Source organism: Paraburkholderia sp. RL17-381-BIF-C (assembly GCF_046026435.1).
GTDB lineage: Bacteria > Pseudomonadota > Gammaproteobacteria > Burkholderiales > Burkholderiaceae > Paraburkholderia.
Genome location: NZ_JARESX010000060.1, coordinates 15,891 through 38,619, shown reverse-complemented (window position 1 = coordinate 38,619; position 22,729 = coordinate 15,891). Strand labels below are relative to the sequence as shown.

The window sequence follows — 22,729 nt, the reverse complement described above, 5'->3', positions numbered from 1 at the left end:
CAAACCCTCAGGAAGAAGGCGCCACTCCCGTTCTGCGAGCCTTGCGCGACTCCCACCTGACGCGGATCCGGTCCATGTAGAGATACACCACCGGTGTCGTATAAAGCGTGAGCATCTGACTGACAATCAACCCACCGACAATCGCGATCCCGAGCGGCGCGCGCAGTTCCGCGCCTTCGCCGCGGCCGAACGCGAGCGGCAACGCGCCGAGCAGCGCAGCGAAAGTCGTCATCATGATCGGCCTGAAGCGCAGCACACATGCCTGAAAAATCGCATCGCGCGAGGACAGTCCTTGCCGCGATGCTTCGATCGCGAAGTCCACCATCATGATCGCGTTCTTCTTCACGATACCGATCAGCAGAATCACGCCGATCAGCGCGATGATGCTGAACTCGGTCCGGAAAAGCAGCAACGCCAGCAAAGCGCCCACGCCCGCTGAAGGGAGCGTCGACAGAATCGTGAGCGGGTGGATATAGCTCTCGTACAGCATTCCCAGCACGATATAGACGGCGGCCAACGCGGCCAGAATCAGGATCGGCTGATCGGACATGGACTGCTGGAACGCCTGCGCCGTGCCCTGGAAACTGCCGTGGATCGTGCCCGGCATGCCGATCTGCGCCATCGTGTCGTAGATCGCCTGGGTCGCTGTCGACAGGGAGACGCCCGGAGGCAGGTTGAACGAAATCGTCGAGGCCACGAACTGGCTCTGGTGATTCACGGAGAGCGGCGTATTGCCTGGTCCGAAGCTCGCGATCGCCGATAGCGGCACCATGGTTTCCTTCGAGGTCGAGACCGCCGCGCCCGACGAAGCGCTCGACTTGCCGCTCGCCGCGATCGAGTTGATCGCCTGGTTGCGCGCGGAGTCGGCGGCGATGCTCGCCGCGCTCGATGTGGTCGTGCCCGCCGTGCCGCCCGTCGTTGCGCTGGTGGACGAGGTCGTGGTGGCGGCGCTCGTCGCTGTCACCGTGCCCGCGGGCGCGTTGGTGGTCTGCGCGCCGCTCGCGCTGCCGCCCGAGGTGCTGATGTAGATCTGCTTCAGCATGTCCGGGCTCTGCCAGTACTTCGGCGCGACTTCCATCACCACGTGATACTGATTCAGCGGGTTGTAGATCGTCGACACCTGGCGCTGGCCGAACGCGTCGTACAAGGTGTTGTCGATCTGCGCCGGCTTGATGCCGAGGCGCGCGGCGGTGGCGCGGTCGATCGTCACCATCGCTTCCAGGCCGCCTTGCTGCTGGTCGGAATTGACGTCCGCCAGTTCGGGGCGCGCCTGCAACGCTTCGGTGAGCTTCGGCCCCCACAGGTACAGGTCGGGCGTCGAATCGGCCAGCAGCGTGAACTGGTACTGCGCGTTCGATTGCCGTCCGCCGACGCGAATGTCCTGCACCGCCTGCAGGAAGGTCCGCGCGCCGGCCACGTCGCCGAGCGGCGCGCGCAGTTGCTGGATCACCTGATCGGCGGAGGCTTTGCGCTCGGACTTCGGTTTCAGCGTCACGAACATGAAGCCGGAGTTGGTCTGCCGCCCGCCGGTGAAGCCGGCCACGCTGTCCACCGCCGGATTCTTGCCGACAATCTCCATCATCTGCGCGAACTTGCCTTTCATGGCCTGGAACGAGGTGCTCTGATCGGCCTGAATGCCGCCGATCAGTCGCCCCGTGTCCTGCTGCGGAAAGAAGCCTTTCGGCACGATGATGTACAGCCAGACGTTCAGGCCGATTGTCAGCAGAAGAGTCGTCACGATCAGGCGCGGATGCAGCAGCGCCCAGCCGAGCGTGCGCTCGTAGCCGCGCTGCATCGACGCGAAGCCGCGTTCGAGCCAGCGGCCAAAGCGGCCTTCTTCCTTCTGCTCGTGCGGCTCGCGCAAGAGGCGCGAGCACATCATCGGCGTGAGTGTGAGGGAGACGATCAGCGAAACACCGATCGCGAGCGAGAGCGTCAGCGCGAATTCGCGGAACAGGCGCCCGACAATGCCGCCCATCAGCAGAATCGGCAGAAACACGGCGACCAGCGAAATACTGATCGACAGCACGGTGAAGCCGACCTCGCGCGCGCCGAGAAAGGCGGCCTTCATGCGCGGCACGCCGTTCTCGATATGTCGGGAGATGTTCTCCAGCACCACGATCGCGTCATCCACCACGAAGCCGGTCGCGATGGTCAAGGCCATTAGCGAGAGGTTGTCGATCGAGAACCCCAGCATGTACATCGCGCCGAACGTGCCGATGATCGAGATCGGCACGGCCACGCTCGGAATCAGCGTGGCGCGCCAGTTGCGCAGGAACAGGAACACCACCATCACCACCAGCGCGACCGCGATCACCAGCGTGCGCTCGGTGTCTTTCAGCGAGGCGCGGATCGTGGTGGAGCGGTCGGCGGCCGGCGCGATGTCGACATCCGCGGGCAGCGACGCGTGCAGTTGCGGCAGCATTGCCGTCACCCGGTCGATGGTGTCGATGATGTTCGCGCCCGGCTGGCGATACAGGATGACCAGCACCGAATGCTTGCCGTTGAAGAGGCCGAGATTGCGCAGGTCTTCGACTGAATCGACCACCTCGGCCACGTCGGAGAGCTTCACCGCCGAGCCGTTGCGATAGGCGATGACCAGGTCCCGGTATTGCGACGCCTTGCTGGCCTGGTCGTTGGTGTAGATCTGCACCCGGTTCGGGCCGAATTCGATCGAGCCTTTCGGGCTGTTTGCGTTGGCCGCGGCGAGCGCCGCGCGCACGTCTTCGAGACCGATGCCGTAGTGCGACAGCGCGTTGGGCTCCAGCTCGACGCGCACCGCTGGATTGGCCGAGCCGCTCACATCCACTTCGCCGACGCCGTCCACCTGCGACAGCGACTGCTGCAGCACGGTGGCCGCGGAGTCGTACAACTGGCCGGCGGTGAGCGTTTTCGACGTGAGCGCCAGAATCAGGATCGGCGCGTCGGCCGGATTGACCTTGTGGTAGGTCGGGTTGCTGCGCAAGCTCGCCGGCAGATCGGCGCGCGCCGCGTTGATGGCGGCCTGCACGTCGCGCGCGGCGCCGTCGATGTCGCGGTTCAGGCCGAACTGCATGGTGATGCGCGTCGAGCCGACCGAGCTCATCGAGGTCATTTCGGTGACGTCCGCGATCGAGCCGAGATGCCGTTCGAGCGGGCTGGCGACGCTGGTCGCCACGGTATCGGGACTCGCGCCCGGCAGCGTGGCCTGCACCGAAATGGTCGGGAAGTCGACCTGCGGCAGCGGCGCCACCGGCAGCTTCGTGAACGCGAAGATGCCGGCCAGCGCGATGCCGACCGCGAGCAGCGTGGTGGCGACCGGGCGGGAGATAAACGGACGCGACAGGTTCATCGGTCAGGTCCCTGCATCGGTGGCGGGCGGCGTCGAGTCGCTGGACGAGCCGCCCCGATTGAAGCGCTCACGCGCGCGGCGGCCGAGCGAGTCGAACGCGAGGTAGATCACCGGCGTGGTGAACAGCGTCAGCAACTGGCTGACGATCAGGCCGCCCGCGATCGCGATACCGAGCGGGCGGCGCAATTCCGAGCCGGCGCCGGTGCCGAGCATGAGCGGCAGCGCGCCGAGCAGGGCGGCGAGCGTGGTCATCAGGATCGGCCGGAAGCGCAACAGACACGCCTGGTAGATCGCCTCGCGCGGGGGCTTGCCTTCCTCGCGCTCGGCATAGAGCGCGAAGTCGATCATCATGATCGCGTTCTTCTTCACGATACCGATCAGCAGCACGATGCCGATGATGCCGATGATGTCCAGATCATGCCCGGTGATGAGCAGCGCCAGCAACGCGCCGACACCGGCCGAGGGCAGCGTCGAGAGAATCGTGATCGGGTGAATGAAGCTCTCGTACAGCACGCCCAGCACGATATACATCGTGACGATCGCCGCGAGGATCAGGAACAGTTCGTTCGAGAGCGACGCCTGGAAGGCCAGCGCCGCGCCCTGATAGCGCGTCTGGAACGACGCGGGCAAACCGATGTCCTTCTCCGCCTGATCGATCGCCTTGACCGCCGCGCCGAGCGACGAACCCGGTGCGAGGTTGAACGACACGGTGGTGGCCGGGAACTGGCTCAGGTGCGTGACCAGCAGCGGCGCGGGCTTCTCGATGAAACGCGCGATCGAGGAGAGCGGCACTTGCCCGCCCGAGGACGTGGAAGAGGGCAGATAGATCGACTTCAGCGATTCGGTGTAATGCTGCATCTGCGGCTGCGCTTCCAGAATCACGCGGTACTGGTTCGACTGCGTGAAGATGGTCGAGATGATCCGCTGGCCGAACGCGTCGTACAGCGCGCTGTCCACGGTGGCCGGCGTGATGCCGTAACGCGATGCGGTGGCGCGGTCGATCTCGATGTAGACCGACTGGCCGTTGTCCTGCAGGTCGGTGGCGACGTCCGCCAGTTCGGGCGACTGCCGCAGGCGCTCGACGAGCTTCGGCACCCACGTCGTGAATTCGCCGATATTCGGATCGGTCAGCATGAACTGATACTGCGTCGGGCTCACCGTCGAATCGATTGTCAGGTCCTGAACCGGCTGCATGTATAGCGACGCGCCGGGAATATGCGCGACGTCGCGTTGCAACTGGCGGATCACTTCGCTTGCGGTGCTGCTGCGGTCGTCGCGCGGCTTCAGGTTGATCAGCATGCGGCCGCTGTTCAGCGTGATATTGCTGCCGTCCACGCCGATGAACGAAGTCAGGCTTTCCACGTCCGGATTCTTCAGGATCTGCGCGGCGAGTTCCTGTTGACGCTCGGCCATCGACGCATACGACACCGACTGCGGCGCCTGCGTGATCGCCTGGATCACGCCGGTGTCCTGTACCGGGAAGAAGCCCTTCGGAATGTACACGTACAGCAGTCCGGTCAGCACCAGCGTGAGGAGTGCGACGACCAGCGTGGAGCGCTGCCGGTTCAGCACCCACGTGAGCGCGACCGCGTAGCGCGCGATCACCCAGTCGATCGCGCGGTGCGCCTTGGCCTCGAAACGGTGGCTCTCGTGCGGTGGCGTGTGGCGCAGCAGCTTCGCGCACATCATCGGCACGAGCGTGAGCGACACGATCGCTGAGATCACGATCGTCACGGCGAGCGTAATGGCGAACTCGTGGAACAGGCGGCCGACCACGTCGCCCATGAAGAGCAGCGGAATCAGCACGGCGATCAGCGAGACCGTCAGCGAAATGATCGTGAAGCCGATCTGTTTCGAACCCTTGAGCGCGGCTTCGAGCGGCGACTCGCCTTCTTCCACGTAACGCGCGATGTTCTCGATCATCACGATCGCGTCGTCCACCACGAAGCCGGTCGCGATGGTCAGCGCCATTAAAGACAGGTTGTCGAGCGAGAAGCCGCACAGGTACATCACGGCGAGCGTGCCGATCAGCGACAGCGGCACCGAGAGACTCGGAATGATGGTCGCGTAGACGTTGGCGAGGAACAGGTACATCACCAGCACCACCAGCACGACCGACATGGCCAGTTCGAACTGCACGTCGCGCACGGAAGCGCGGATCGTGGTGGTGCGGTCGGTGACGATTTCCACGTCGAGCGCGGCGGGCAGCGACTGCTGCAATTGCGGCAGCAGCTTCTTGATGTTGTCCACCACCTGAATCACGTTCGCGCCCGGCTGGCGCTGCACGTTCAGAATGATCGCGGGCGTGCCGTTCACCCATGCGCCGAGCTTGGTATTTTCCGCGCCCTGCACGATGGTGGCGACGTCGGTCAGCATCACCGGACGGCCGTTCTTGTATGCGACCACCGCGCTCTTGTACGCCTCGGCGTCGGTCAACTGGTCGTTCGCGTTGATCGTGTAGTTGCGCGTGGGGCCGTCGAAGTTACCCTTCGGCGTGTTGACGTTCAGGTTCGAGATGGTGGTGCGCAGGTCGTCGAGATTCAGGCCATACGCGGCGAGCGCGCGGGGATTCGCCTGAATGCGCACGGCCGGACGCTGGCCCCCCGACAGGCTCACCAGACCCACACCCGCCACCTGCGAGATTTTCTGCGCGAGACGCGTATCGGCCAGATCCTGCACCTGCGTGAGCGGCAGCGTCTTCGAGGTGATCGCGAGCGTGATGATCGGCGCGTCGGCCGGATTGACCTTGGCGTAGATCGGCGGCGCGGGCAGGTCCGAAGGCAGCAGGTTGCCCGCCGCGTTGATGGCGGCCTGGACTTCCTGCTCGGCGATGTCGAGCGGCAGATCGAGGCTGAATTGCAGCGTGATGATCGACGAGCCGGCCGAGCTTTGCGACGACATCTGATTGAGCGACGGCATCTGCCCGAACTGGCGCTCGAGCGGCGCGGTGACCGACGAGGTCATCACATCCGGGCTCGCGCCCGGATAGAAGGTCTGCACCTGGATGGTCGGATAGTCGACTTCGGGCAGCGCGGAGAGCGGCAAAAAGCGCAGCGCGACGAGACCGACCAGCATGATCGCCGCCATCAGCAGCGCGGTGCCGACGGGGCGCAGAATAAAGGCGCGGGATGGATTCATGCGGTAGGTGCCGTGCCTTTATTGCGAGGCTTGCGCCGCGTGTTTGCCATGATGCCCGTGCGCGCCCGAGGCGCCCGAGGCCGCGGCCGCGCCGCGCGCACCCGAGGCGCTTGAAGCACCTGACGCACCTGAAGCGCCCCGAGGCTTGTCCGCCGGAATCGTGATTTTCGCGCCTTCCTTCAGGCGGTCCGAGCCGTCGATCACGACGCGCTCGCCCACCGCCAGTCCGGATTTGATACTGGTGCGCTCGCCATCCACGGGGCCGACCTTGACCGGACGCACGGTGACAGTGTTGTCCGCCTTCACGACGTACACGAACGGTCCCATCGAGCCGTTGAGCACGGCTGGCGTCGGCACGATCACGGCGTCCTTGATCGTGTCGACCAGCAGCCGCGTATTCACGAACTGATTCGGGAACAGCAGGTTCTTGCTGTTCTGGAAGATCGCGCGCAGCTTGACCGTGCCGGTGGTGGTGTCGATCTGGTTGTCCAGCGTTTCGAGCATGCCGCCTTCGAGCGAGGTGGTGTTGCTGCGGTCATACGCGGTGACCGAGAGCTTGGCGCCCGCCTGGGTCTGCTGGATGATTTGTTGCAGATTGTCTTCGGAGGTGGTGAAAATCACGCTGATCGGCTGCAGTTGCGTGATCACGACGATGCCGTTGGTCAGGCTCGGCGTCACGTAGTTGCCGGGATCGACCTGGCGCAGACCGACGCGCCCCGACACGGGTGCGGTGATGCGCGCGTAGATGAGGTCGAGCTTGTAGGTATCGATATTGGCCTTGTCGGACTTCACCGTGCCTTCGTATTGCCGCACGAGCGACGCCTGCGTATCGACCTGCTGGCTGGCAATGGAGTCTTGCGAGAGCAGCGTCTGATAACGCTTCAGGTCGAGGCGGGCGGTTTGCAGCAGCGCCTCGTCGCGCGCGAGCGTGCCTTGCGCGTTATCGAGCGAGATCTGATAGGGGCGCGGGTCGATCTGGGCCAGCACGTCGCCCTTCTTGACCATCTGGCCTTCCTTGAAATACACGTCCTGCAGCGTCCCGCTCAGCTGCGGCAGCACGGTGACGTTGGCAAGCGGCGTGACCGTGCCGAGGGCGGTCAGCACCACCGGCATCTCGCCCTGCGTGGCGGTCGCCACATGAACGGGTTGCGCCATATTGGCCATGCCGCCGGGACCGCCGCGGCCGGGCCGTCCGCCGCTCGCCGCGCTGGCGCCGGACGCGCCGCTTGCGCCGCCGCCGGGGCCGCCCCACGGATGCCAGCGCCACAGCACGAACCCGAGGATGACGAGCGCCGCGATGATCAGCGCGAGATTGCGGCCGCGGTGCCGCTTCACCATGCCGGGCGCGCTGGTCGGTGTGCCGGCCGGGCCGCCGCGGGAGGTCGGTTGGGAAGCCGGAGGGATGGGGCGTGTGGTTTCCGAATGCTTTTGTTGTTCGTCCATCGGTTCGGTCAGGTGACTGGCTTGGATGTGAGCCGCTCGCGCGTTCCTGCCGTTTCGACAGTTCGGCGGACCGGCATGCGAGTGGCGCGGCAGGCGGTTTCGACAACGGCTGCACCGCGCGCGTTCAGCGCGATGCTACCGGAGACGCGGGACAAGGATGCTAACGCAAGGCGGCATCCTGGCAGGCGGGCGCAACGTCGTTCAAAAGGAAGACGGCAAGCCGGGCGTGTGTCCCGCGACGGGAAGGCATGATCCTACGTCGCGGGCTCTGTAACAGTCCACCCGCGTATTTTTCTTTTGATTACGAAGGTTACAGGATGGGTTGCCATGGCCATGGCCGCCGACCGGCGAGCCGTTGACCGCTTCAGGTATCGAGGCGGCGCCCGGGTGTGCCGCCGATTTCGAGCACGATGTTGGCCACGCACTCGAGCAGCGCGGGGGCGGCGCGCGTGATCAGCCAGTCGCGCGGGCACTGGTCGGCCGAGCCGCCGCAGTTGACCGCGTAGCGTTCGCCCGACGGGCCGGTAAAGCCCAGCGCGATCGCGTTCAGGCCGTCGTACCATTCGCCGGTGGCGATGGCGAAGCCGCGCTCGATGGTTTCCTGCAACGCGCTCTCAAGCCGGCTGCCGACATGGCCCCAATCGTCGCCTTCCGCGGCTTGCAAGCCGATCAGCAATTTTTCCCGTTCCGGCGCTTCGAGCGCGGCGAGATAGGCACGGCCGATGGCGGTGCGGCTCAGATTCATGCGCGAGCCGATCTCGAGACGCGACACCAGCACAGCCGAGCGCGGCCGGATCGCGTCGATCACCACCATGTCGAGGCGGTCGCGCACGGCCAGATGCACGGACAACGCAGTGCGTTCCGCGAGTTCGATCAGGAACGGCCGCGCGCGAGCGCGAATGTCGAAGTTGCGCAGAAAACCGTTGCTCAACTCCAGTACCGACGAGGTCAGCACGAAACGCTCGCTATCGGGCAAGCGGAACAGGAAGCCCGCGCCGACGAGCGTGGCGGTGATTCGCGAAACGGTGGGCTTGGGAATGCCGGTCATTTCGGTCAGCTCGCGGTTGCTAAGCGGCGCGTCGGCAGCGGCCACGGCGCGCAGCACCGTCAAGCCGCGTGCGAGGGCGGTCACTTCCTCGCCGGAGCCGTCTTTTTCTTTGGCCGGATCAGCTGCGGTTCGCAAGGGGGTGGGTTGGGTCATGGAAATTTTTTGGAACTTTATTTCAGTTTTCTGCCCCCAGCCTTACTGGAGGCTGTCTCTCTCAGTGCCGCCGCAGGCCCCGAAGTGGGGCATGGATATGCTTTCCATCAGAAGATTTATTGTATCGGAACATTTTGCCGCAACGACTGATGTCCTTTATATTTTGCTTGACTTAGTCAGCATAACCATAAAAAATGGAATCCTATTTCGAAAGACGGTTTCAGGTTCAGTATTTTGAAGTTTTCTGAACCTGCCGTGGCCCGCGCAAAGTCTGGTCGAGTGTCTTCTCATAGTCCTCCGCAACAGTCCATGTCGTGCACCTTAACGGCGCCGCATCGCAGGCCAAACTTTCGAATACCGTCTCTCAGGTTCTAGCACGGCCCTCGGAATGGCTAGAACTTTTTAAGGCGTCACGGAAACGTGACGCCTTTTTTTTCGACTTTTTCGTCGAGTGGTCTCTCGCGCGCGATCCCGCGTTCCGCGACGCAATGCGTGAATCATGCGTGGCTATTCATACGACGCAACCCGCAATCATCAGACTGACGCAGCGAAACTTCCATTCGAACGCGCTATGTATCGTGCTATTTTTTCCTAAATTGCGCACAAAATACGAGACATGAAATCGATCCTGGACCTTCCCGGCAACGCTGCCGGTTTGCAGGCGCTCTTCGGAGCGCTCGAGGGTCCGCATGTCCTCGTGGGCGTGTACGATCCGGCCGATCGGCTCGACTTTGCAAACAGTACGTTCAGGACCGCGTTTCAGATCGACGAAGGCGGACGCGATATGACCTTCGCCGACGTCATTCTGCACGGCGTGCTCAAACAGTGCGGCGCACGCATCGATCGCGGCGATGCGCTGGAGTTCATCGCGGAAACCCAGGCGGCGCGGCGCGGCCAGCCGGGTCAGCGCAATTTCGCCGCCGATCTCGTGGACGGGCGCTGGTACTGGATGACCGAGACGCTGCTCGAATCCGGCTGGCTCGTCGTGATCGGCACGGAAATCTCGACGTTGCGCCACGGCGAACAGGCGTTGATCGCGTCACGCGACCGCGCCATTCAGGAGGCGCGCACCGACGCGTTGACGGGCCTCGCCAACCGGCGGCACGCCTTATCGTATCTGCAGCTGGCGATTTCGGCGTTCATGCATGCCACCGTGCCGCTTACGCTCGCGCTGGTCGACCTGGACCATTTCAAGAGCATCAACGACACCTACGGGCACGCTGCCGGCGACGCCGTGTTGCGCGACTTCGCCGAGCTAAGCCGCAAGGCGATGCGGCAGTCGGATCTGATCGGCCGGATCGGCGGGGAGGAGTTCCTGATGGTGTTTCCGGGCACCTCTGTCGACGAAGCCGTGGCGGCGGTCGAGCGAATCCGCTGCAGTTTGACCGGGCGGCGCGTGGCGATCGGCGCGGAGATTTCGATCGGCTACTCGTTTTCGTCCGGTGTATGCGGCGTGGAGTTGACCGACGACATCAACATCGCGCTCGAGCGCGCCGACCGTGCGTTGTACACGGCAAAACGCGCGGGCAGGAATCGCGTCGTGTCGCGACGGCAGGGACACGCCTGATGACCAACGCGTGAGCGGCAGGCGCGCCGGCGGCAGCCGCCCGCCGCGCTTTCAGCGTGACAGCAACGACACGGTCGCGATGCCGAGAATGGTCATGACGAGCGACGCACCCACGTGAATCACGATCTCGCCCGCGGCCCAGCCGAGCCGGCCGTCCTGCAGCCGCTGCACGACCTCTGCTGAAAAAGTCGAGAAGGTCGACAGGCCGCCCATCAAGCCGGTGATGACGAAGAGCCGCCATTCCGGCGCGATCTGCGGCGCCCGCGCGAACCCCGCGACGGCGACGCCGATGACATACCCTGCAATGACGTTGGCGGCGAAGGTGCCGAGCGGCAAGCCACTGAAGAGGCCGTTCAGGCGGATGCCAAGAAACCAGCGAAACAGCGAACCGAGCGCGCCGCCGATACCGACAGCGAGAATGGACCAATACATGGGGAGGCCTGACAAAACCGGAGTGTCGACAAACCGGGCTGAGTGTGGCGCGCGACGCCGCGTCCGCAATCATCCGGGCGAAGCAGGCATCATCAGCCACAGGGGCGGTTAATGGAGAATGCCATCTCCAGCGCAGAAGTCTAACACCGCCAGTTCATGTGGGGACAGTTCGGTGCCGGCGCGCGGAAGCAGGCTGGCCCGCGCCCGGCGCTCGAATCCGGCGCGCCCGCTGACAACGCGCAAGCGCCGGATGCAGCGCCGCCAGTGCGCTTGCGCGCGGCAAGACGGCCGTTGAAGCGTGCTTACTCGGACGTCGCCGAAATCTTGTGGATCGACAGATCGGCGCCGTTGTACTCGTCTTCCTGATCGAGTCGCAGGCCCACGGTCAGACGGATCGCGCCATATACGAGCGTGCCGCCGAGCGTCGCCACCACGATCCCGCCCAGAGTGCCGACCAGTTGCGCACCGAACGACACGCCACCCATGCCGCCGAGCGCGCGCAGGCCGAAAATGCCCGCCGCGAGCCCGCCCCACGCGCCGCACAGACCGTGCAAGGGCCATACGCCCAGCACGTCGTCGATACGCCAGCGGTTCTGCACGCAGGTGAACATGTAGACAAACAGCACGCCGGCGATGCCACCCGTCACCAGGGCGCCGAGCGGATGCATGATGTCGGAGCCGGCGCAGACCGCCACCAGTCCGGCAAGCGGGCCGTTATAGGTGAAGCCGGGGTCGTTGCGGCCGGCGAGCCACGCGGTCAGCGTGCCGCCGACCATCGCCATCAGCGAATTGACGGCGACGAGGCCGCTGATCTTGTCGATGGTCTGCGCGCTCATCACGTTAAAGCCGAACCAGCCCACCGCCAGCACCCAGGCACCCAGCGCGAGGAACGGAATATTCGACGGCGGATGCGCGGCGATGCCGCCGTCGCGGTGGTAGCGGCCGTGGCGCGCGCCTAGCAATAGCACAGCCGGCAGGGCGACCCAACCGCCGAACGCATGCACGACGACCGAACCGGCGAAGTCGTGGAACTGCGCGCCGAACACCTGGACCAGCCAGTTCTGGACGCCGAAGCGGCCATTCCAGGCAATCCCTTCGAAGAACGGATAGATGAAGCCGACCAGCACGAACGTCGCGAACAGTTGCGGATTGAATTTCGAACGTTCGGCGATGCCGCCCGACACGATCGCCGGAATCGCGGCGGCGAAGGTCAGCAGGAAGAAGAAGCGCACCAGTGCATAGCCGTTGTGCGCCGCCAGCGATTCGGCGCTGCCGAAAAACTGCACGCCGTATGCAATCGTGTAGCCGATAAAGAAGTACGCGATCGTCGAGACCGAGAAATCCACCAGAATCTTGACCAGCGCATTGACCTGATTCTTCTTGCGCACGGTACCGAGTTCGAGAAAGGCGAACCCTGCATGCATCGCCAGCACCATGGCGGCGCCGAGCAGAAGGAAGAGGGTATCGGTGCCCGTTTTCAGACTTTCCATCGATATGTCCTGCTTATGCCAAAAAAGCGGGCAATGGATGCAAGAAGCGGGCCAAATTTGTGCCGAGCCGCATCGAACCAGTGCAATTCGGCACCGGAATGGGATTCTGCGCGGGTTTCGTCCACTATCATCAGAATGGGTCTGCACAATCGAGTGGCGCGTAACAGCACAATAAATGTGCATGACGTTTCGATTACGGGCTGGTCGACCCAAATAGGGGCGAAATATTCGATTTGATTTACGTTTAATTCAAAATGCTGACGATTAATTGGCACTCGTTGCTTCCGTTCGACGCCGCCCGCCGGCGAATGGGCGGCCAATGCCGTGCCCTCTTTGTTTTCCCACGCAATCGCCGACATAATGTGCCGTCCCCGAGCATGATCTGCCGGCCACCGACCTCCAATGCGCATGCATGAGACTGACCACTAAAGGCCTGTTGCTGATCGCAATTCCGGCTGTCTTTGAACTGGCGCTCCTGTCCGGGTTGGTCAAGGCGCAGTCGGATGCGGCTCAGGCGGAACGCTGGGCCATCCATAGCGAAGACGTGCTGCGGCAGACCACCGCGATTCTCGATCCGGTGCTGGGCGAGTCCGTGGCGTTGCGCGGCGCGGTGCTCGCCAACGACACCCGCTTCGCCACCCCCGTGACGGTGTGGATGGATGTGGACCGGCGTATCGATCAACTGGCCGAACTGGTCGCGGACAACCCTGCGCAGGTCGAACGCGTGGTTCAGGTGCGTCAGTCGGTGCAAGGCTACCGGCAATGGTCCGATCGCATTCAGGACATGCTGCACTCGGGCCGACACCGCGATGTGCTGACGCGATTCCGCGACCTCGCCTCGACCGATGTGCTCGACCGCTTTCGTCAGCAGCTCGCCGCGTTCCAGGCCGAAGAGCGCCGTCTCGACACGCTGCGTTCCAATGCCGCCGACGCCGCGCGCGAGCGGCAGCAGACGTTGGTGGTCGCGGCCGTGTTCGGCTCGTTGCTATTCGTCGCGCTGGCTGTCTGGTTGTTCACGCGCGGCGTGCGTGGCCGGCTCGCGCTCCTCGCCGACAACGCCGGGCGCCTTGCGGGCAACGAGCCGCTGGCGCCGATCGGCCCCGGCGGCGATGAAATCGCGCGCCTCGATCTGACCTTGCACGAGACCAGTCGTCGCCTGCTCGAAGCCGAGCGCATCCAGGCGCGCTTCCGGGCGGACCTGGCGCGCCGCACCAGCGAGCTTGCGCGGATCAACGAGACCTTGCGCCAGCAGACCCAGGAAAACGAAATGTTCATTTACAGCGTGTCGCACGATCTGCGTGCGCCGCTCGTGAACCTGCAAGGCTTTTCGAAGGAACTGATCCGCGCGTGCGACGAACTGCGCGTCGCGGTGCGCGAGTCGTCGCTTACGGTCGAGACGCGACAGCGCATCGAACGGGTGGTCGATGAGGATATCGGCGAAGCGTTGCACTATCTGCAGACGGCGGTGCTGCGCGCCTCGCATATCATCGACGCGCTGTTGCGGCTGTCGCGCGTCGGCCGGGTGGAGTACCGGCAGCAGAAGGTCGAGGTGCGCGATATCGTGCCGCGCGTGATCGACGCGATGCAAGGCTCGATCCGGGCTCGGCATGCTCATGTCGACGTGCACGAATTACCCGCGGTATGGGGCGATCCCACCGCGCTTGAGCAGGTGTTCGCGAACCTGATTGGCAACGCGGTGAACTACCTGGATCCGTCGCGTGAGGGCAGGATCGAGATCGGTACCACGCCGGCGCCGCCGGGCGTGCACTCGCTACGGATCTTCTATGTGAGGGACAACGGTCTGGGCATTCCGGCGGTTGCGTTGCCGCGGCTATTCAATGCGTTTCAGCGGCTGCACGGCAATGTGGCGGCGGGCGAGGGCATCGGCCTCGCGCTCGTGCGCCGCGTGGTGGAGCGGCATGGCGGACGCGTGTGGGCGGAATCGAAAGAAGGGGCGGGCACGACGTTCTATCTGTCGTTGCCTGAGGCTGAGGTGCGGATCGCCCAATTGGCTGCCGGTACGCACGGGTCGCCGGCGGCGGGCAGTGTTCACGCCGTTCGCCATGGCCGCACGGGCCTGGAAGCTCTTGAACGAAAGAGCGGAAGTGGAAGGGGCAACGCAAGCGGCGGCGGCCCTGCCGCGCATACCGCGGATGCCGAACCCGGCGTCAGTGCGCCATAGCCGTCAGGCGGTAAAGAGACGGCGCGGTTTGAGCAACTGGCTGCCGCGAATCGACCAGTAGCAGCCGCAGGCGATGAGCACGGCGGAACTGGCCATGAATTGCATGGGCGTGGCCCGCAAGCCCGGCAGGCCGTCCAGCGCAAAGAGGCCGCGCGCGACGATCAGCAGCGCAGCCCATACCGAACACGCGGCCTGAACCAGCATGCGCATACCTGCGAGGCGCCGCGCGCGATTTTCCCGCGACCAGTTGGCGGGTGTGCGTCCGCAGAAAAAGGCAATTGCCATCAGCACGACGGCGAGAATGACGATCCAGTCGATCAGTTCCATCGAAAAACACTCCCAAGTCAGCCGGCGACTATAGGAAAGCCTTTCGTTGCAAACTATCGGACGAGTCTCAAATGCGGGGAGTTTTAGCGAGCGCGGGTTGCCGAAGCGGCGGCGCGCTCGCCGGTGGATCAGGCAAAAAGATCAAAGTTCGATGCGGGTGCCGAGCAGCACGAGGAATTGGCGCAGCCACTCGGGATGCGCGGGCCATGCCGGCGCGGTGACGAAATTGGCGTCCGTGATCGCGGCGTCGACCGGAATGTCGGCGTATTCGCCGCCCGCCATTTTCACTTCGGGTGCACAGGCCGGATAGGCCGAAATGCGCTTGCCGCGGATCACGTCGGCGGCGGCCAGCAGTTGCGCGGCATGGCAGATCGCGGCGATCGGCTTGCCCGCTTCGGCAAATTGCCGCACGACTTCGATCACCTTGTGATTCAACCTGAGATATTCCGGCGCGCGGCCGCCCGCGATCGCGAGCGCGTCGTACTGGCGCGGATCGGCGTCGTCGAAGGTGGCGTTGAGCGTGAATTGATGGCCGGGTTTTTCGGTATAGGTTTGATCGCCTTCGAAATCGTGAATCGCGGTCTTGATCCGGTCACCCGCCTTCTTGTTCGGGCAGACCGCGTCGACCACGTGGCCGACTGCCTGCAGCGCCTGAAACGGCACCATCGTTTCGTAATCCTCGGCGAAGTCGCCGGTCAGAAACAGAATCTTCTTTGCCGCCATCGTATGCCTCCAATTGATCAACGGAACACAGCGAATGCTCATTTGACGCTCGTATAAGCTCAAGCAGTCTACTCCACTACGTTTGACAGAACCGCGACGGATCACGCAATGCACATGTTCGAATGGCACACCTTTCGCGCCGGGGATGCGGCGCCGCTCGCCATGTTATTTCGCGCCGCGGTCACCGGGCTTGCCGCACCTCACTATGACGAGGGCGCGCGCCGCAGCTTCGAACGAGCGGGCTTCCAGATGCTCGTTGAGGAGCGGGTGCAGCGCAACGGCGTATCATTGGCGCGTTTTCGCATGCGGAAGCCGCTCGACGCGGCTCATACTCAAACATGACTTTATCTATTCGTTCATCCTTGCTGCGCCGTGCGGCGTTCGTGGCCGTCGTATTCGGCGGCCTCGCCGCCTGTCAGAAGAACGACGCGTCCGCGGGCCAGGTCGCCGGCAAGCTCAACGACGCCGCCCAGGTTGCCGGTCAGAAGCTCGATCAGGCGGCCAGCTATGTCGGCCAGCAGGTCGACGCGACCAGGTCCGCCGCGCAGCAGAACCTCGAATCGGCCTCCGCGCCGTCCATCAACATCGATCCCAACGCGCTTGCCTCGACCGCGCAAGCCAACCTGCAAAGCGCCGCGAGCGCGACCAATGCGCAACTCGGCAAGGCTGCTTCGCTGACCGGCCAGAGCCTCGAATCGGCGGGGCGCAAGCTGCAGGAGTGGTCGGCGCAAAGCTCGGCGTCTTCGGCGAATGCGGCGGCTTCGACCTCATCGGGCGAATCGGGCGATGCCCAAAAACAGATGGACAAGTGACATGCCGGCCGCACGACAAGGGCATTTGACAGCCGGATTAAATGTAATTACCATGGTTACACATTGTCGTCGCCGGGCGGATTTGTTGTGAACACGAGTAGCCGGTTTGCATTTGCGGTGCATGTGCTCGCGCTGCTGTCGTTGCAGGAGGGCGTGCCGCTTTCTTCGGAAATGATCGCGGGCAGCGTCAACACGAATCCCGCGCTGATCCGGCGGCTTCTCACCATGCTGGCGGAGGCGGGCCTGACCACGTCACAGCTTGGCGCGGGCGGCGGCGCGCTGCTGGCGCGGGCGCCCGAACAGATCACCTTGCTCGAGGTGTATCGTGCGGTGGACGACGCGCAGTTGTTCGCGCTGCATCGCGAGGAGCCGAATCCGGCGTGCATGGTCGGGCGCAACATTCAGGGCGTGCTGCGCGGCATCATCGACGAAGCGCAGCAGGCCATGGAGGCCTCGCTCGGCGCGCGCACGCTGGCCGACGCCACGGCCGACGTAGTGCGGGCCGAGAAGCTGCGCGAACGCAAGCGGCGCTCGCACGGGTGATTTGGCAGTAAAGCAGAACGGAAGGGCGCGTATCGGTTATTCGAAGCGCGTCTTTAGACAAACGGGGGCTCATGCCCCTCTTTTTTCCTCGTTATATGTAATCAATGTGGTTACATATATGTTAATGACAGGAGCAGTGAAAATGAGCAAACAGTTGAAGATCGCGTTGTTCGGCGCCACCGGCATGATCGGTTCGCGGGTCGCTGCGGAAGCCGCCCGCCGCGGGCATCAGGTTACAGCGCTGGCGCGCAATCCGGCGCGCGTGCCGGCCGACGTGGCGAATCTGAAAGCGGCGCAAGCCGATCTGCTCGACGCCGCGAGCGTGAGCGCCGCGGTGCGCGGTCACGACGTGGTGGCGAGCGCCTATGCGCCGCCGCAGGACGATCTCGCGGCGCTTGGCAAGGCGACGCGTGCGCTCGTCGAAGGCGTGCGCGCGGCGGGCCTGAAGCGCCTCGTCGTGGTGGGCGGCGCGGGTTCGCTGGAGGTGGCGCCGGGCAAGCAACTGGTCGATACGGAAGGCTTCCCGGACGCCTACAAGGCGATCGCGCTCGCGCACCGCGAGGCGTTCGAGTACTACCGTGGCGTCACCGACCTCGACTGGACTTTCTTCGCGCCGGCCGCGCTGATCGCGCCGGGCGAGCGCACAGGCAAATTCCGCACGGGTGCGAACACGCTGATTGCCGACGCCGAGGGCAATAGCCGCATTTCCGCGGAAGATTACGCGATTGCCTTCGTCGATGAACTCGAGCAGGGCCATTTCGTCCGTCAGATCGCGACGGTTGCCTATTGAGGGTGAAATGAGCCGGAAATGAGGCCTGAGCGAGGTTGAACAGGGCGCGCGCGGTGCTCGCCGCATGAAGTCCGCGCAAGCGTCCTAACATTCGGTTACGCATGTCAGGTTGCTCCTCGCGAAACTGCGGCTACACTGGCGTCTCCCGTTTTCCTACGGATTGCCATGCAGTCATGCCCGTTGCGGCGTGAGTCCGAGGCTGCGCCGTTCAACGGCGGGCAGCCGGCGACCCACGCCGCCGTTCACTTTTCTTCTGGCCGTAGCGGGCGCGATGTCCGCCGCGGCGTGCGCCCGCGGCTCGCGGCTTGGCTCGGCGCCTGGCTGGCCGCGGCCTGCTTTGCGCTGATTCTGTGCGTCGGCTGGATGCCCACGGCGGCTGTCGCGGCTGGCACCGCCACCGGCGCGCCGGTCATCCCGGCTTTGCAGAGCCTGATCAACAGCGCGACGGTGAGCGCGTCCCCCGCTTCCGGCGCCTCGGCGGCTGAGGCGGCGTCCGCACCCTCGCCGGCGAGCCAGGCGGAACTGACGCGCTCGCTCGACAGTGTGATCTCCACGCTCGACAACGACCGGCAGCGCAGCGCGCTCGTCGCCCAGCTCAAAAAGCTGCGCGACGTGTCGCAAAACGTCGCGCCGGCCGCACCCGCGCAACCGAGCCCCGGTTTGCTCGGCGCGATCGCGTCGGGCATCGCATCGTTCGAATCCGACGTGCATCAGGGCCGCACGCCGGTCCGCTATTGGGGCGGACGCTTCAATGCCGCCGGCAACGAGCTCTACACGATCATTTCAGGGCAGGGGCACGAGAGCTTCGGCCGCGTTCTGTTTTCGATGATCGCGATGCTGGTGGGCTGGGGCGCGTGCGCCGCCGCGCTGATCTATGTGCAGCACCGGCTGTACCGGCGTTTCGGCATCGTCATGGGGCTCAATCCGAATCCCACCACGCGCGAGCTGCTGATCTTCGCGCTGCGCCGTGTCGGGCCGTGGATCATCGCCTTTCTCGCCGCGCTGCTGTTCGTGCGCGCCATGCCCGATGCGCTCGGCCGCACGCTCGGCATGGTGGTCGCGTATGCGATCGTGGCGGGCGCGGTGTTCTCCGCGATCTGTCTGATCATGTTTTCACTGTTCGGCTCGGGGCATCGGCGGATCGCGGTGCGCCTGCTGATCGATCACGCGCGGCGCGTGCTGTTCGTGGTCGGCGTGTGCGGCGCGCTCGGCGACGCCGCCGTCAATTACGACGTCGCGCATCAGCTCGGACCGAACCTCGCCGCGCTGATTTCGACCGCTGCCAACATGACGGCCGCGGTCCTCACCGGCTATTTCGCGCTCGCGTTTCGCCGGCCGGTCGCGCATCTGATCCGCAACCGGCCTTACGAGCAGCGCACCCATCACAAAGCCGCGACCGACGCCTTCGACGTGCTCGCCGCGCTGTGGCACGTGCCTGTGCTGGTGCTCGCCACCGCGTCGGTGGTCGCCACGCTCGGCGGCTCGGGGTCGAACGAAAACGTGCTGCAGATTTCCGTGGTGACCGCGCTGCTGCTGGTGCTGGCCTTTTTCGTCTCGGCCATCGTGTTGCGCCTGACGCGTCCGCGCAGCGCGCGCACGCGTCGCCGCTCGCCGTATCTCACGCGCCTGCTGCGTTTTTCCGGCACCTTGCTGACGCTCTTCGTGTGGCTGTTCTTCTTTGAACTAGCGGCGCGTTTGTGGGGCGTCTCGCTTGCGGCCGTGGTCGAGGAAAACGTCGCGGCGCGTGGCATCGCGCACGCGGTGACGGCGATCATCGCCACCGTGTTCATCGCCTGGCTGCTGTGGATTCTGGTCGATACCGCGATCACTGAAGCGCTCAATCCGGGTGGCCCGCGCAACAAGGCGCGCGCGCCGAGCATGCGCGCCCGCACGATGCTGCCGCTCCTGCGCAACGTGCTGCTCGTCACGATCATGACGATCGCCGGCATCGTGACGGCGGCCAATCTCGGCATTAATGTCACGCCGCTGCTGGCGGGCGCCGGCGTGATTGGTCTTGCGATCGGTTTCGGCGCGCAGTCGCTCGTGACCGACCTGATCACGGGGCTTTTCATCATCATCGAAGATACGATTTCGGTGGGCGACTGGATCGATGTGGACGGCGGCCACGCGGGCACGGTCGAGCATCTGTCGATCCGCACGGTGCGCCTGCGCGACGGCCAAGGCGCGATTCACGCGATTCCGTTTTCGCAGATCAAGATCGTCAAGAACCTGTCGCGCGATTTCGCGTATGCGGTGTTCGAGGTGCGCATGTCGTTCTCCACCGACGTCGATGAAATCACGCAACTGATCCGTGAAGTCGGCGCCGATCTGATGGCCGACTTCCGCTACCGTCGCGAGATGCTCGGGCCGATCGAAGTGTGGGGGCTGGACCGTTTCGATCCGAACTGGATGGTCGTGAAAGGGCAGATCAAGACGCGGCCGCTACAGCAGTGGAGCGTGGCGCGCGCCTTCAATCTACGTCTCAAACGCAAGATGGACGAAGCGGGCATCGAGATTCCGGTGCCGCAGATGCGTGTGTATACGTCGTCGAAGGATAGCGAAGGTCAGCCTTTGCAGGACGACGAAGTGTCGGGGATGGGGCCGCATGGGCATGCGGAGGCGCCAGCAGCGTCATTGTCGGGGGCCGCGGCGGCGCGGACCGCGCATGCGCCTCTCGCCGTGGCGCGCGATGTTTCGCACGAACCGCGGCCGGCGCCGCCGCCCACCGGGCAGACAGCGCCGATTCCGCCGCAGATTCCTACGGCAGGCGAGGCGGGCGGGAAGAGTTGATGGCGCTCATGATCGCGACCGGAAGCCGGCAGGATCGGCTTTGGCGCGAGTCGATTTCCGGAGCAGGCGGATTGCCGGCGAGACGCGGGGTTTGGAATGCGCGCGTGAGATGGGGTGGTGTGTCGTCAGCTCGGCGAGCGGGGGTGCGAGGCACCCGTAACACGTCGTTTCAGGCCAGTGCAGATGTCTGCGCCACGCGCAAGACCTCGTTGACGTGCGTCGCGATCTGCGCGCCCGCAACGCCATAGATATGCAGCGACACGGCAGGCTCGGTGCTGCGATTGCCCAGTTGATGAATCCCGCCGCGGCCACCTCGCACGAACGACACGGCGCCCTGATTGCGCGCCTGGGTCCGTGTGGCGCTCGCGCAGTGCTGCGCGCCGTTCCATTCGAATATCGTTTCGCTCAGCGCTCCATCCACCACCGCGTAGCCGCACCACGTGTGATGCGCGTGCACGGGGCTCGCCTGCTGCGGCAGCCACACCAGCGCGGCGATCGCATAGCGGCCGTGCGGATCCGCAGCCAACAGATGACGCCGGTACTTCTCGACCGAGCCTTCGCGTTGCGCTGCCGTGAGCAAGTCGGGGTTCGCCGCCGCCTGGGCGAGCGCAATCCGCATGCTGCGCGCAAAGAAGGTCGAATCGGACGGTTCGGGGAAATGGGCGCAGGCTTCGAACATCGCGTCCAGGCTATCGCATAGTCGCGCGAGCGGCGCGTTGCGCCCGGCGCACGAGGGCGGGTCCGCAGGCTCGCGCGGCGCTGCCGGAGTCGCACCGGCAGGTTGCACACGTTGGACGGTGGCACGTTCCAGGGACGCTGATTGAAACTCTTGGCTCATGATCGTTGGGCAGCGGCGCGGGCTGCTTATCGTTAATTTCGGATAGCGATATTTATACCGGTTTGCCCGGAGAAAGAGTTTCCATATAATTCCCCCTGGAATCTGAAAAGTAGAATAATTTCCTATGGGGGTGTCATGGTGGGAATGGATATCATCGACCGGAAGCTGCTGGAACTGCTGCAGGAGGACGCGACCATGCCGATCGCCGAACTGGCGCAACGCGTGAATCTGTCGCAAACGCCTTGCTGGAAGCGGCTGCAGCGCCTGAAGGAGGCGGGCGTGATCCGCGCGCAGGTCGCCCTTTGCGATGCGCGCAAGCTCGGGGTGGGCACGACTGTGTTCGTCGCGGTACGCACCAATCAGCACACGGAGGAATGGGCGCAGACCTTCACGCGTGCGGTGCAGGATATTCCTGAGGTCGTGGAGGTGTACCGGATGAGCGGCGAAACCGATTACCTGTTGCGCGTGGTGGTGTCCGATATCGACGACTATGACCGCGTCTACAAGCTGCTGATCGCGGCCGTGCCGCTGTATGACGTGAGTTCGAGCTTCGCGATGGAGCAGATCAAGTATTCGACGGCGCTGCCGGTGCGGCCCGCCATGGTGAGGTAGGGCGAAAGGCCGCAGGTGCGTTGTTTGCTTTTCTGTTGTTTGCGTGTCTTCAGTCAGCGAATCGTGCAACGCGCAGGGGCCGGTGATGCTACGCGGCAACCTTGCGCGCCCGCGCTTACTGCCAGCCCGCTGCTCGCTCGTTCGTTGCGTCCATTGCAAGCCGCGTGCAAGCTCAGTGGGCGTAGAATGCCGCCTTCCCAGCCATCATCCGCGACTGCTTCGCGAACCGAGCCCGCCTCATGAACAAACCGCCGCGCAAGAAGAACCCGACCTTTGGCATTGCTGTCTTCATCGTGGTCGCGGTACTGCTGGTGATCGCCACGCTGTTCTATAACGCCATCAAGGAAAAGCACGATTTCGACAGCCAGAACGCAGCGGCGCCGTCGATTTCATCGGACGCGGCGGCAGCGGCCAATGCCGTGAAGCCGGCAAGCGGCGCGGCTCAGTAATACTGGGCGCAGCCCCGGTTCGAGCGTCACGCCCGATCTTTCGGCGACGCTCGCCGCCACG

General features: G+C 64.5%; 19 protein-coding genes and 1 riboswitch. Of the genes, 9 read left to right on the top strand and 10 right to left on the bottom strand.

Going from position 1 to position 22,729, the window contains the following annotated elements:
- Window positions 1-7: 7 nt before the first annotated feature.
- From P0D70_RS27860 to P0D70_RS27845, 4 genes are all read right to left on the bottom strand, one after another.
- Window positions 8-3,331, bottom strand: a complete 3,324-nt coding sequence (locus P0D70_RS27860; RefSeq protein WP_408186833.1) for an efflux RND transporter permease subunit — start codon at window positions 3,329-3,331, stop codon at window positions 8-10.
- A 3-nt stretch (window positions 3,332-3,334) separates the two neighbouring features.
- On the bottom strand, window positions 3,335-6,469 hold the full coding sequence (locus tag P0D70_RS27855) for an MdtB/MuxB family multidrug efflux RND transporter permease subunit (RefSeq protein ID WP_408186832.1): 3,135 nt from the start codon (window positions 6,467-6,469) through the stop codon (window positions 3,335-3,337).
- A gap of 18 nt (window positions 6,470-6,487) precedes the next feature.
- Window positions 6,488-7,912, bottom strand: coding sequence for an MdtA/MuxA family multidrug efflux RND transporter periplasmic adaptor subunit (locus P0D70_RS27850; protein WP_408186831.1), 1,425 nt, complete (start codon window positions 7,910-7,912; stop codon window positions 6,488-6,490).
- 364 nt (window positions 7,913-8,276) lie between these two features.
- Window positions 8,277-9,113, bottom strand: a complete 837-nt coding sequence (locus P0D70_RS27845; protein WP_408186830.1) for an IclR family transcriptional regulator — start codon at window positions 9,111-9,113, stop codon at window positions 8,277-8,279.
- A gap of 616 nt (window positions 9,114-9,729) precedes the next feature.
- Between P0D70_RS27845 and P0D70_RS27840 the strand changes: the two genes are divergently transcribed.
- Window positions 9,730-10,680 carry a GGDEF domain-containing protein gene (locus tag P0D70_RS27840; RefSeq protein WP_408186829.1) on the top strand — a complete coding sequence of 317 codons (951 nt, stop codon included), beginning with the start codon at window positions 9,730-9,732 and terminating at the stop codon, window positions 10,678-10,680.
- Between the two features lie 51 nt (window positions 10,681-10,731).
- Here the strand turns inward: P0D70_RS27840 and crcB are convergent, their stop codons facing one another.
- The 3 genes from crcB to P0D70_RS27825 form a co-directional block, all read right to left on the bottom strand.
- Entirely contained in the window at window positions 10,732-11,112 is a 381-nt protein-coding gene (crcB, locus tag P0D70_RS27835; RefSeq protein ID WP_038456463.1) for a fluoride efflux transporter CrcB, read from the bottom strand.
- Window positions 11,113-11,188: 76 nt separating this feature from the next.
- Window positions 11,189-11,250, bottom strand: a riboswitch (Fluoride riboswitch).
- A gap of 164 nt (window positions 11,251-11,414) precedes the next feature.
- A complete protein-coding gene (locus P0D70_RS27830) occupies window positions 11,415-12,602 on the bottom strand; it encodes an ammonium transporter (RefSeq protein WP_091794976.1) in 1,188 nt (395 codons plus the stop codon).
- Window positions 12,590-12,961, bottom strand: coding sequence for a hypothetical protein (locus tag P0D70_RS27825; RefSeq protein WP_408186828.1), 372 nt, complete (start codon window positions 12,959-12,961; stop codon window positions 12,590-12,592). The genes P0D70_RS27830 and P0D70_RS27825 overlap by 13 nt, the downstream gene beginning before the upstream one ends.
- 53 nt (window positions 12,962-13,014) lie before the next feature.
- Here P0D70_RS27825 and P0D70_RS27820 point away from each other — a divergent pair, with 53 nt between their 5' ends.
- Complete coding sequence (locus tag P0D70_RS27820) at window positions 13,015-14,784, top strand: sensor histidine kinase (protein ID WP_408186827.1); 1,770 nt, start codon at window positions 13,015-13,017, stop codon at window positions 14,782-14,784.
- Between the two features lie 3 nt (window positions 14,785-14,787).
- Here the strand turns inward: P0D70_RS27820 and P0D70_RS27815 are convergent, their stop codons facing one another.
- Together P0D70_RS27815 and P0D70_RS27810 are read right to left on the bottom strand one after the other, a co-directional pair.
- A complete protein-coding gene (locus P0D70_RS27815; RefSeq protein ID WP_408186826.1) occupies window positions 14,788-15,111 on the bottom strand; it encodes a hypothetical protein in 324 nt (107 codons plus the stop codon).
- 141 nt (window positions 15,112-15,252) lie between these two features.
- A complete protein-coding gene (locus P0D70_RS27810; RefSeq protein WP_091794967.1) occupies window positions 15,253-15,834 on the bottom strand; it encodes a DJ-1/PfpI family protein in 582 nt (193 codons plus the stop codon).
- A gap of 108 nt (window positions 15,835-15,942) precedes the next feature.
- Between P0D70_RS27810 and P0D70_RS27805 the strand changes: the two genes are divergently transcribed.
- From P0D70_RS27805 to P0D70_RS27785, 5 genes are all read left to right on the top strand, one after another.
- On the top strand, window positions 15,943-16,176 hold the full coding sequence (locus P0D70_RS27805) for a hypothetical protein (RefSeq protein ID WP_286161950.1): 234 nt from the start codon (window positions 15,943-15,945) through the stop codon (window positions 16,174-16,176).
- Entirely contained in the window at window positions 16,173-16,646 is a 474-nt protein-coding gene (locus P0D70_RS27800; RefSeq protein WP_408186825.1) for a BCAL1086 family glycoprotein, read from the top strand. Before P0D70_RS27805 ends, P0D70_RS27800 begins: the two co-directional genes overlap by 4 nt.
- Window positions 16,647-16,733: 87 nt before the next feature.
- Complete coding sequence (locus P0D70_RS27795) at window positions 16,734-17,189, top strand: Rrf2 family transcriptional regulator (protein ID WP_408186824.1); 456 nt, start codon at window positions 16,734-16,736, stop codon at window positions 17,187-17,189.
- Between the two features lie 142 nt (window positions 17,190-17,331).
- Entirely contained in the window at window positions 17,332-17,979 is a 648-nt protein-coding gene (locus P0D70_RS27790) for an NAD(P)-dependent oxidoreductase (protein ID WP_408186823.1), read from the top strand.
- A gap of 165 nt (window positions 17,980-18,144) precedes the next feature.
- Entirely contained in the window at window positions 18,145-20,769 is a 2,625-nt protein-coding gene (locus tag P0D70_RS27785) for a mechanosensitive ion channel domain-containing protein (protein ID WP_408186822.1), read from the top strand.
- Between the two features lie 169 nt (window positions 20,770-20,938).
- Here P0D70_RS27785 and P0D70_RS27780 read toward each other — a convergent pair whose 3' ends face one another.
- Entirely contained in the window at window positions 20,939-21,607 is a 669-nt protein-coding gene (locus P0D70_RS27780; protein ID WP_408186821.1) for a cysteine dioxygenase family protein, read from the bottom strand.
- 138 nt (window positions 21,608-21,745) lie between these two features.
- Between P0D70_RS27780 and P0D70_RS27775 the strand changes: the two genes are divergently transcribed.
- Together P0D70_RS27775 and P0D70_RS27770 are read left to right on the top strand one after the other, a co-directional pair.
- Window positions 21,746-22,219, top strand: a complete 474-nt coding sequence (locus P0D70_RS27775) for an Lrp/AsnC family transcriptional regulator (RefSeq protein WP_091800594.1) — start codon at window positions 21,746-21,748, stop codon at window positions 22,217-22,219.
- A gap of 239 nt (window positions 22,220-22,458) precedes the next feature.
- Entirely contained in the window at window positions 22,459-22,668 is a 210-nt protein-coding gene (locus tag P0D70_RS27770; protein ID WP_091794952.1) for a hypothetical protein, read from the top strand.
- Window positions 22,669-22,729 lie beyond the last annotated feature (61 nt).

Bases quoted from the DNA above. Each gene is read 5' to 3' on its own strand.
- P0D70_RS27860 (WP_408186833.1), bottom strand. From the start codon at position 3,331: ATGAACCTGTCGCGTCCGTTTATCTCCCGCCCGGTCGCCACCACGCTG.
- P0D70_RS27855 (WP_408186832.1), bottom strand. From the start codon at position 6,469: ATGAATCCATCCCGCGCCTTTATTCTGCGCCCCGTCGGCACCGCGCTG.
- P0D70_RS27850 (WP_408186831.1), bottom strand. From the start codon at position 7,912: ATGGACGAACAACAAAAGCATTCGGAAACCACACGCCCCATCCCTCCG.
- P0D70_RS27845 (WP_408186830.1), bottom strand. From the start codon at position 9,113: ATGACCCAACCCACCCCCTTGCGAACCGCAGCTGATCCGGCCAAAGAA.
- P0D70_RS27840 (WP_408186829.1), top strand. From the start codon at position 9,730: ATGAAATCGATCCTGGACCTTCCCGGCAACGCTGCCGGTTTGCAGGCG.
- crcB (WP_038456463.1), bottom strand. From the start codon at position 11,112: ATGTATTGGTCCATTCTCGCTGTCGGTATCGGCGGCGCGCTCGGTTCG.
- P0D70_RS27830 (WP_091794976.1), bottom strand. From the start codon at position 12,602: ATGGAAAGTCTGAAAACGGGCACCGATACCCTCTTCCTTCTGCTCGGC.
- P0D70_RS27825 (WP_408186828.1), bottom strand. From the start codon at position 12,961: ATGTCGGCGATTGCGTGGGAAAACAAAGAGGGCACGGCATTGGCCGCC.
- P0D70_RS27820 (WP_408186827.1), top strand. From the start codon at position 13,015: ATGAGACTGACCACTAAAGGCCTGTTGCTGATCGCAATTCCGGCTGTC.
- P0D70_RS27815 (WP_408186826.1), bottom strand. From the start codon at position 15,111: ATGGAACTGATCGACTGGATCGTCATTCTCGCCGTCGTGCTGATGGCA.
- P0D70_RS27810 (WP_091794967.1), bottom strand. From the start codon at position 15,834: ATGGCGGCAAAGAAGATTCTGTTTCTGACCGGCGACTTCGCCGAGGAT.
- P0D70_RS27805 (WP_286161950.1), top strand. From the start codon at position 15,943: ATGCACATGTTCGAATGGCACACCTTTCGCGCCGGGGATGCGGCGCCG.
- P0D70_RS27800 (WP_408186825.1), top strand. From the start codon at position 16,173: ATGACTTTATCTATTCGTTCATCCTTGCTGCGCCGTGCGGCGTTCGTG.
- P0D70_RS27790 (WP_408186823.1), top strand. From the start codon at position 17,332: ATGAGCAAACAGTTGAAGATCGCGTTGTTCGGCGCCACCGGCATGATC.
- P0D70_RS27785 (WP_408186822.1), top strand. From the start codon at position 18,145: ATGCAGTCATGCCCGTTGCGGCGTGAGTCCGAGGCTGCGCCGTTCAAC.
- P0D70_RS27780 (WP_408186821.1), bottom strand. From the start codon at position 21,607: ATGAGCCAAGAGTTTCAATCAGCGTCCCTGGAACGTGCCACCGTCCAA.
- P0D70_RS27770 (WP_091794952.1), top strand. From the start codon at position 22,459: ATGAACAAACCGCCGCGCAAGAAGAACCCGACCTTTGGCATTGCTGTC.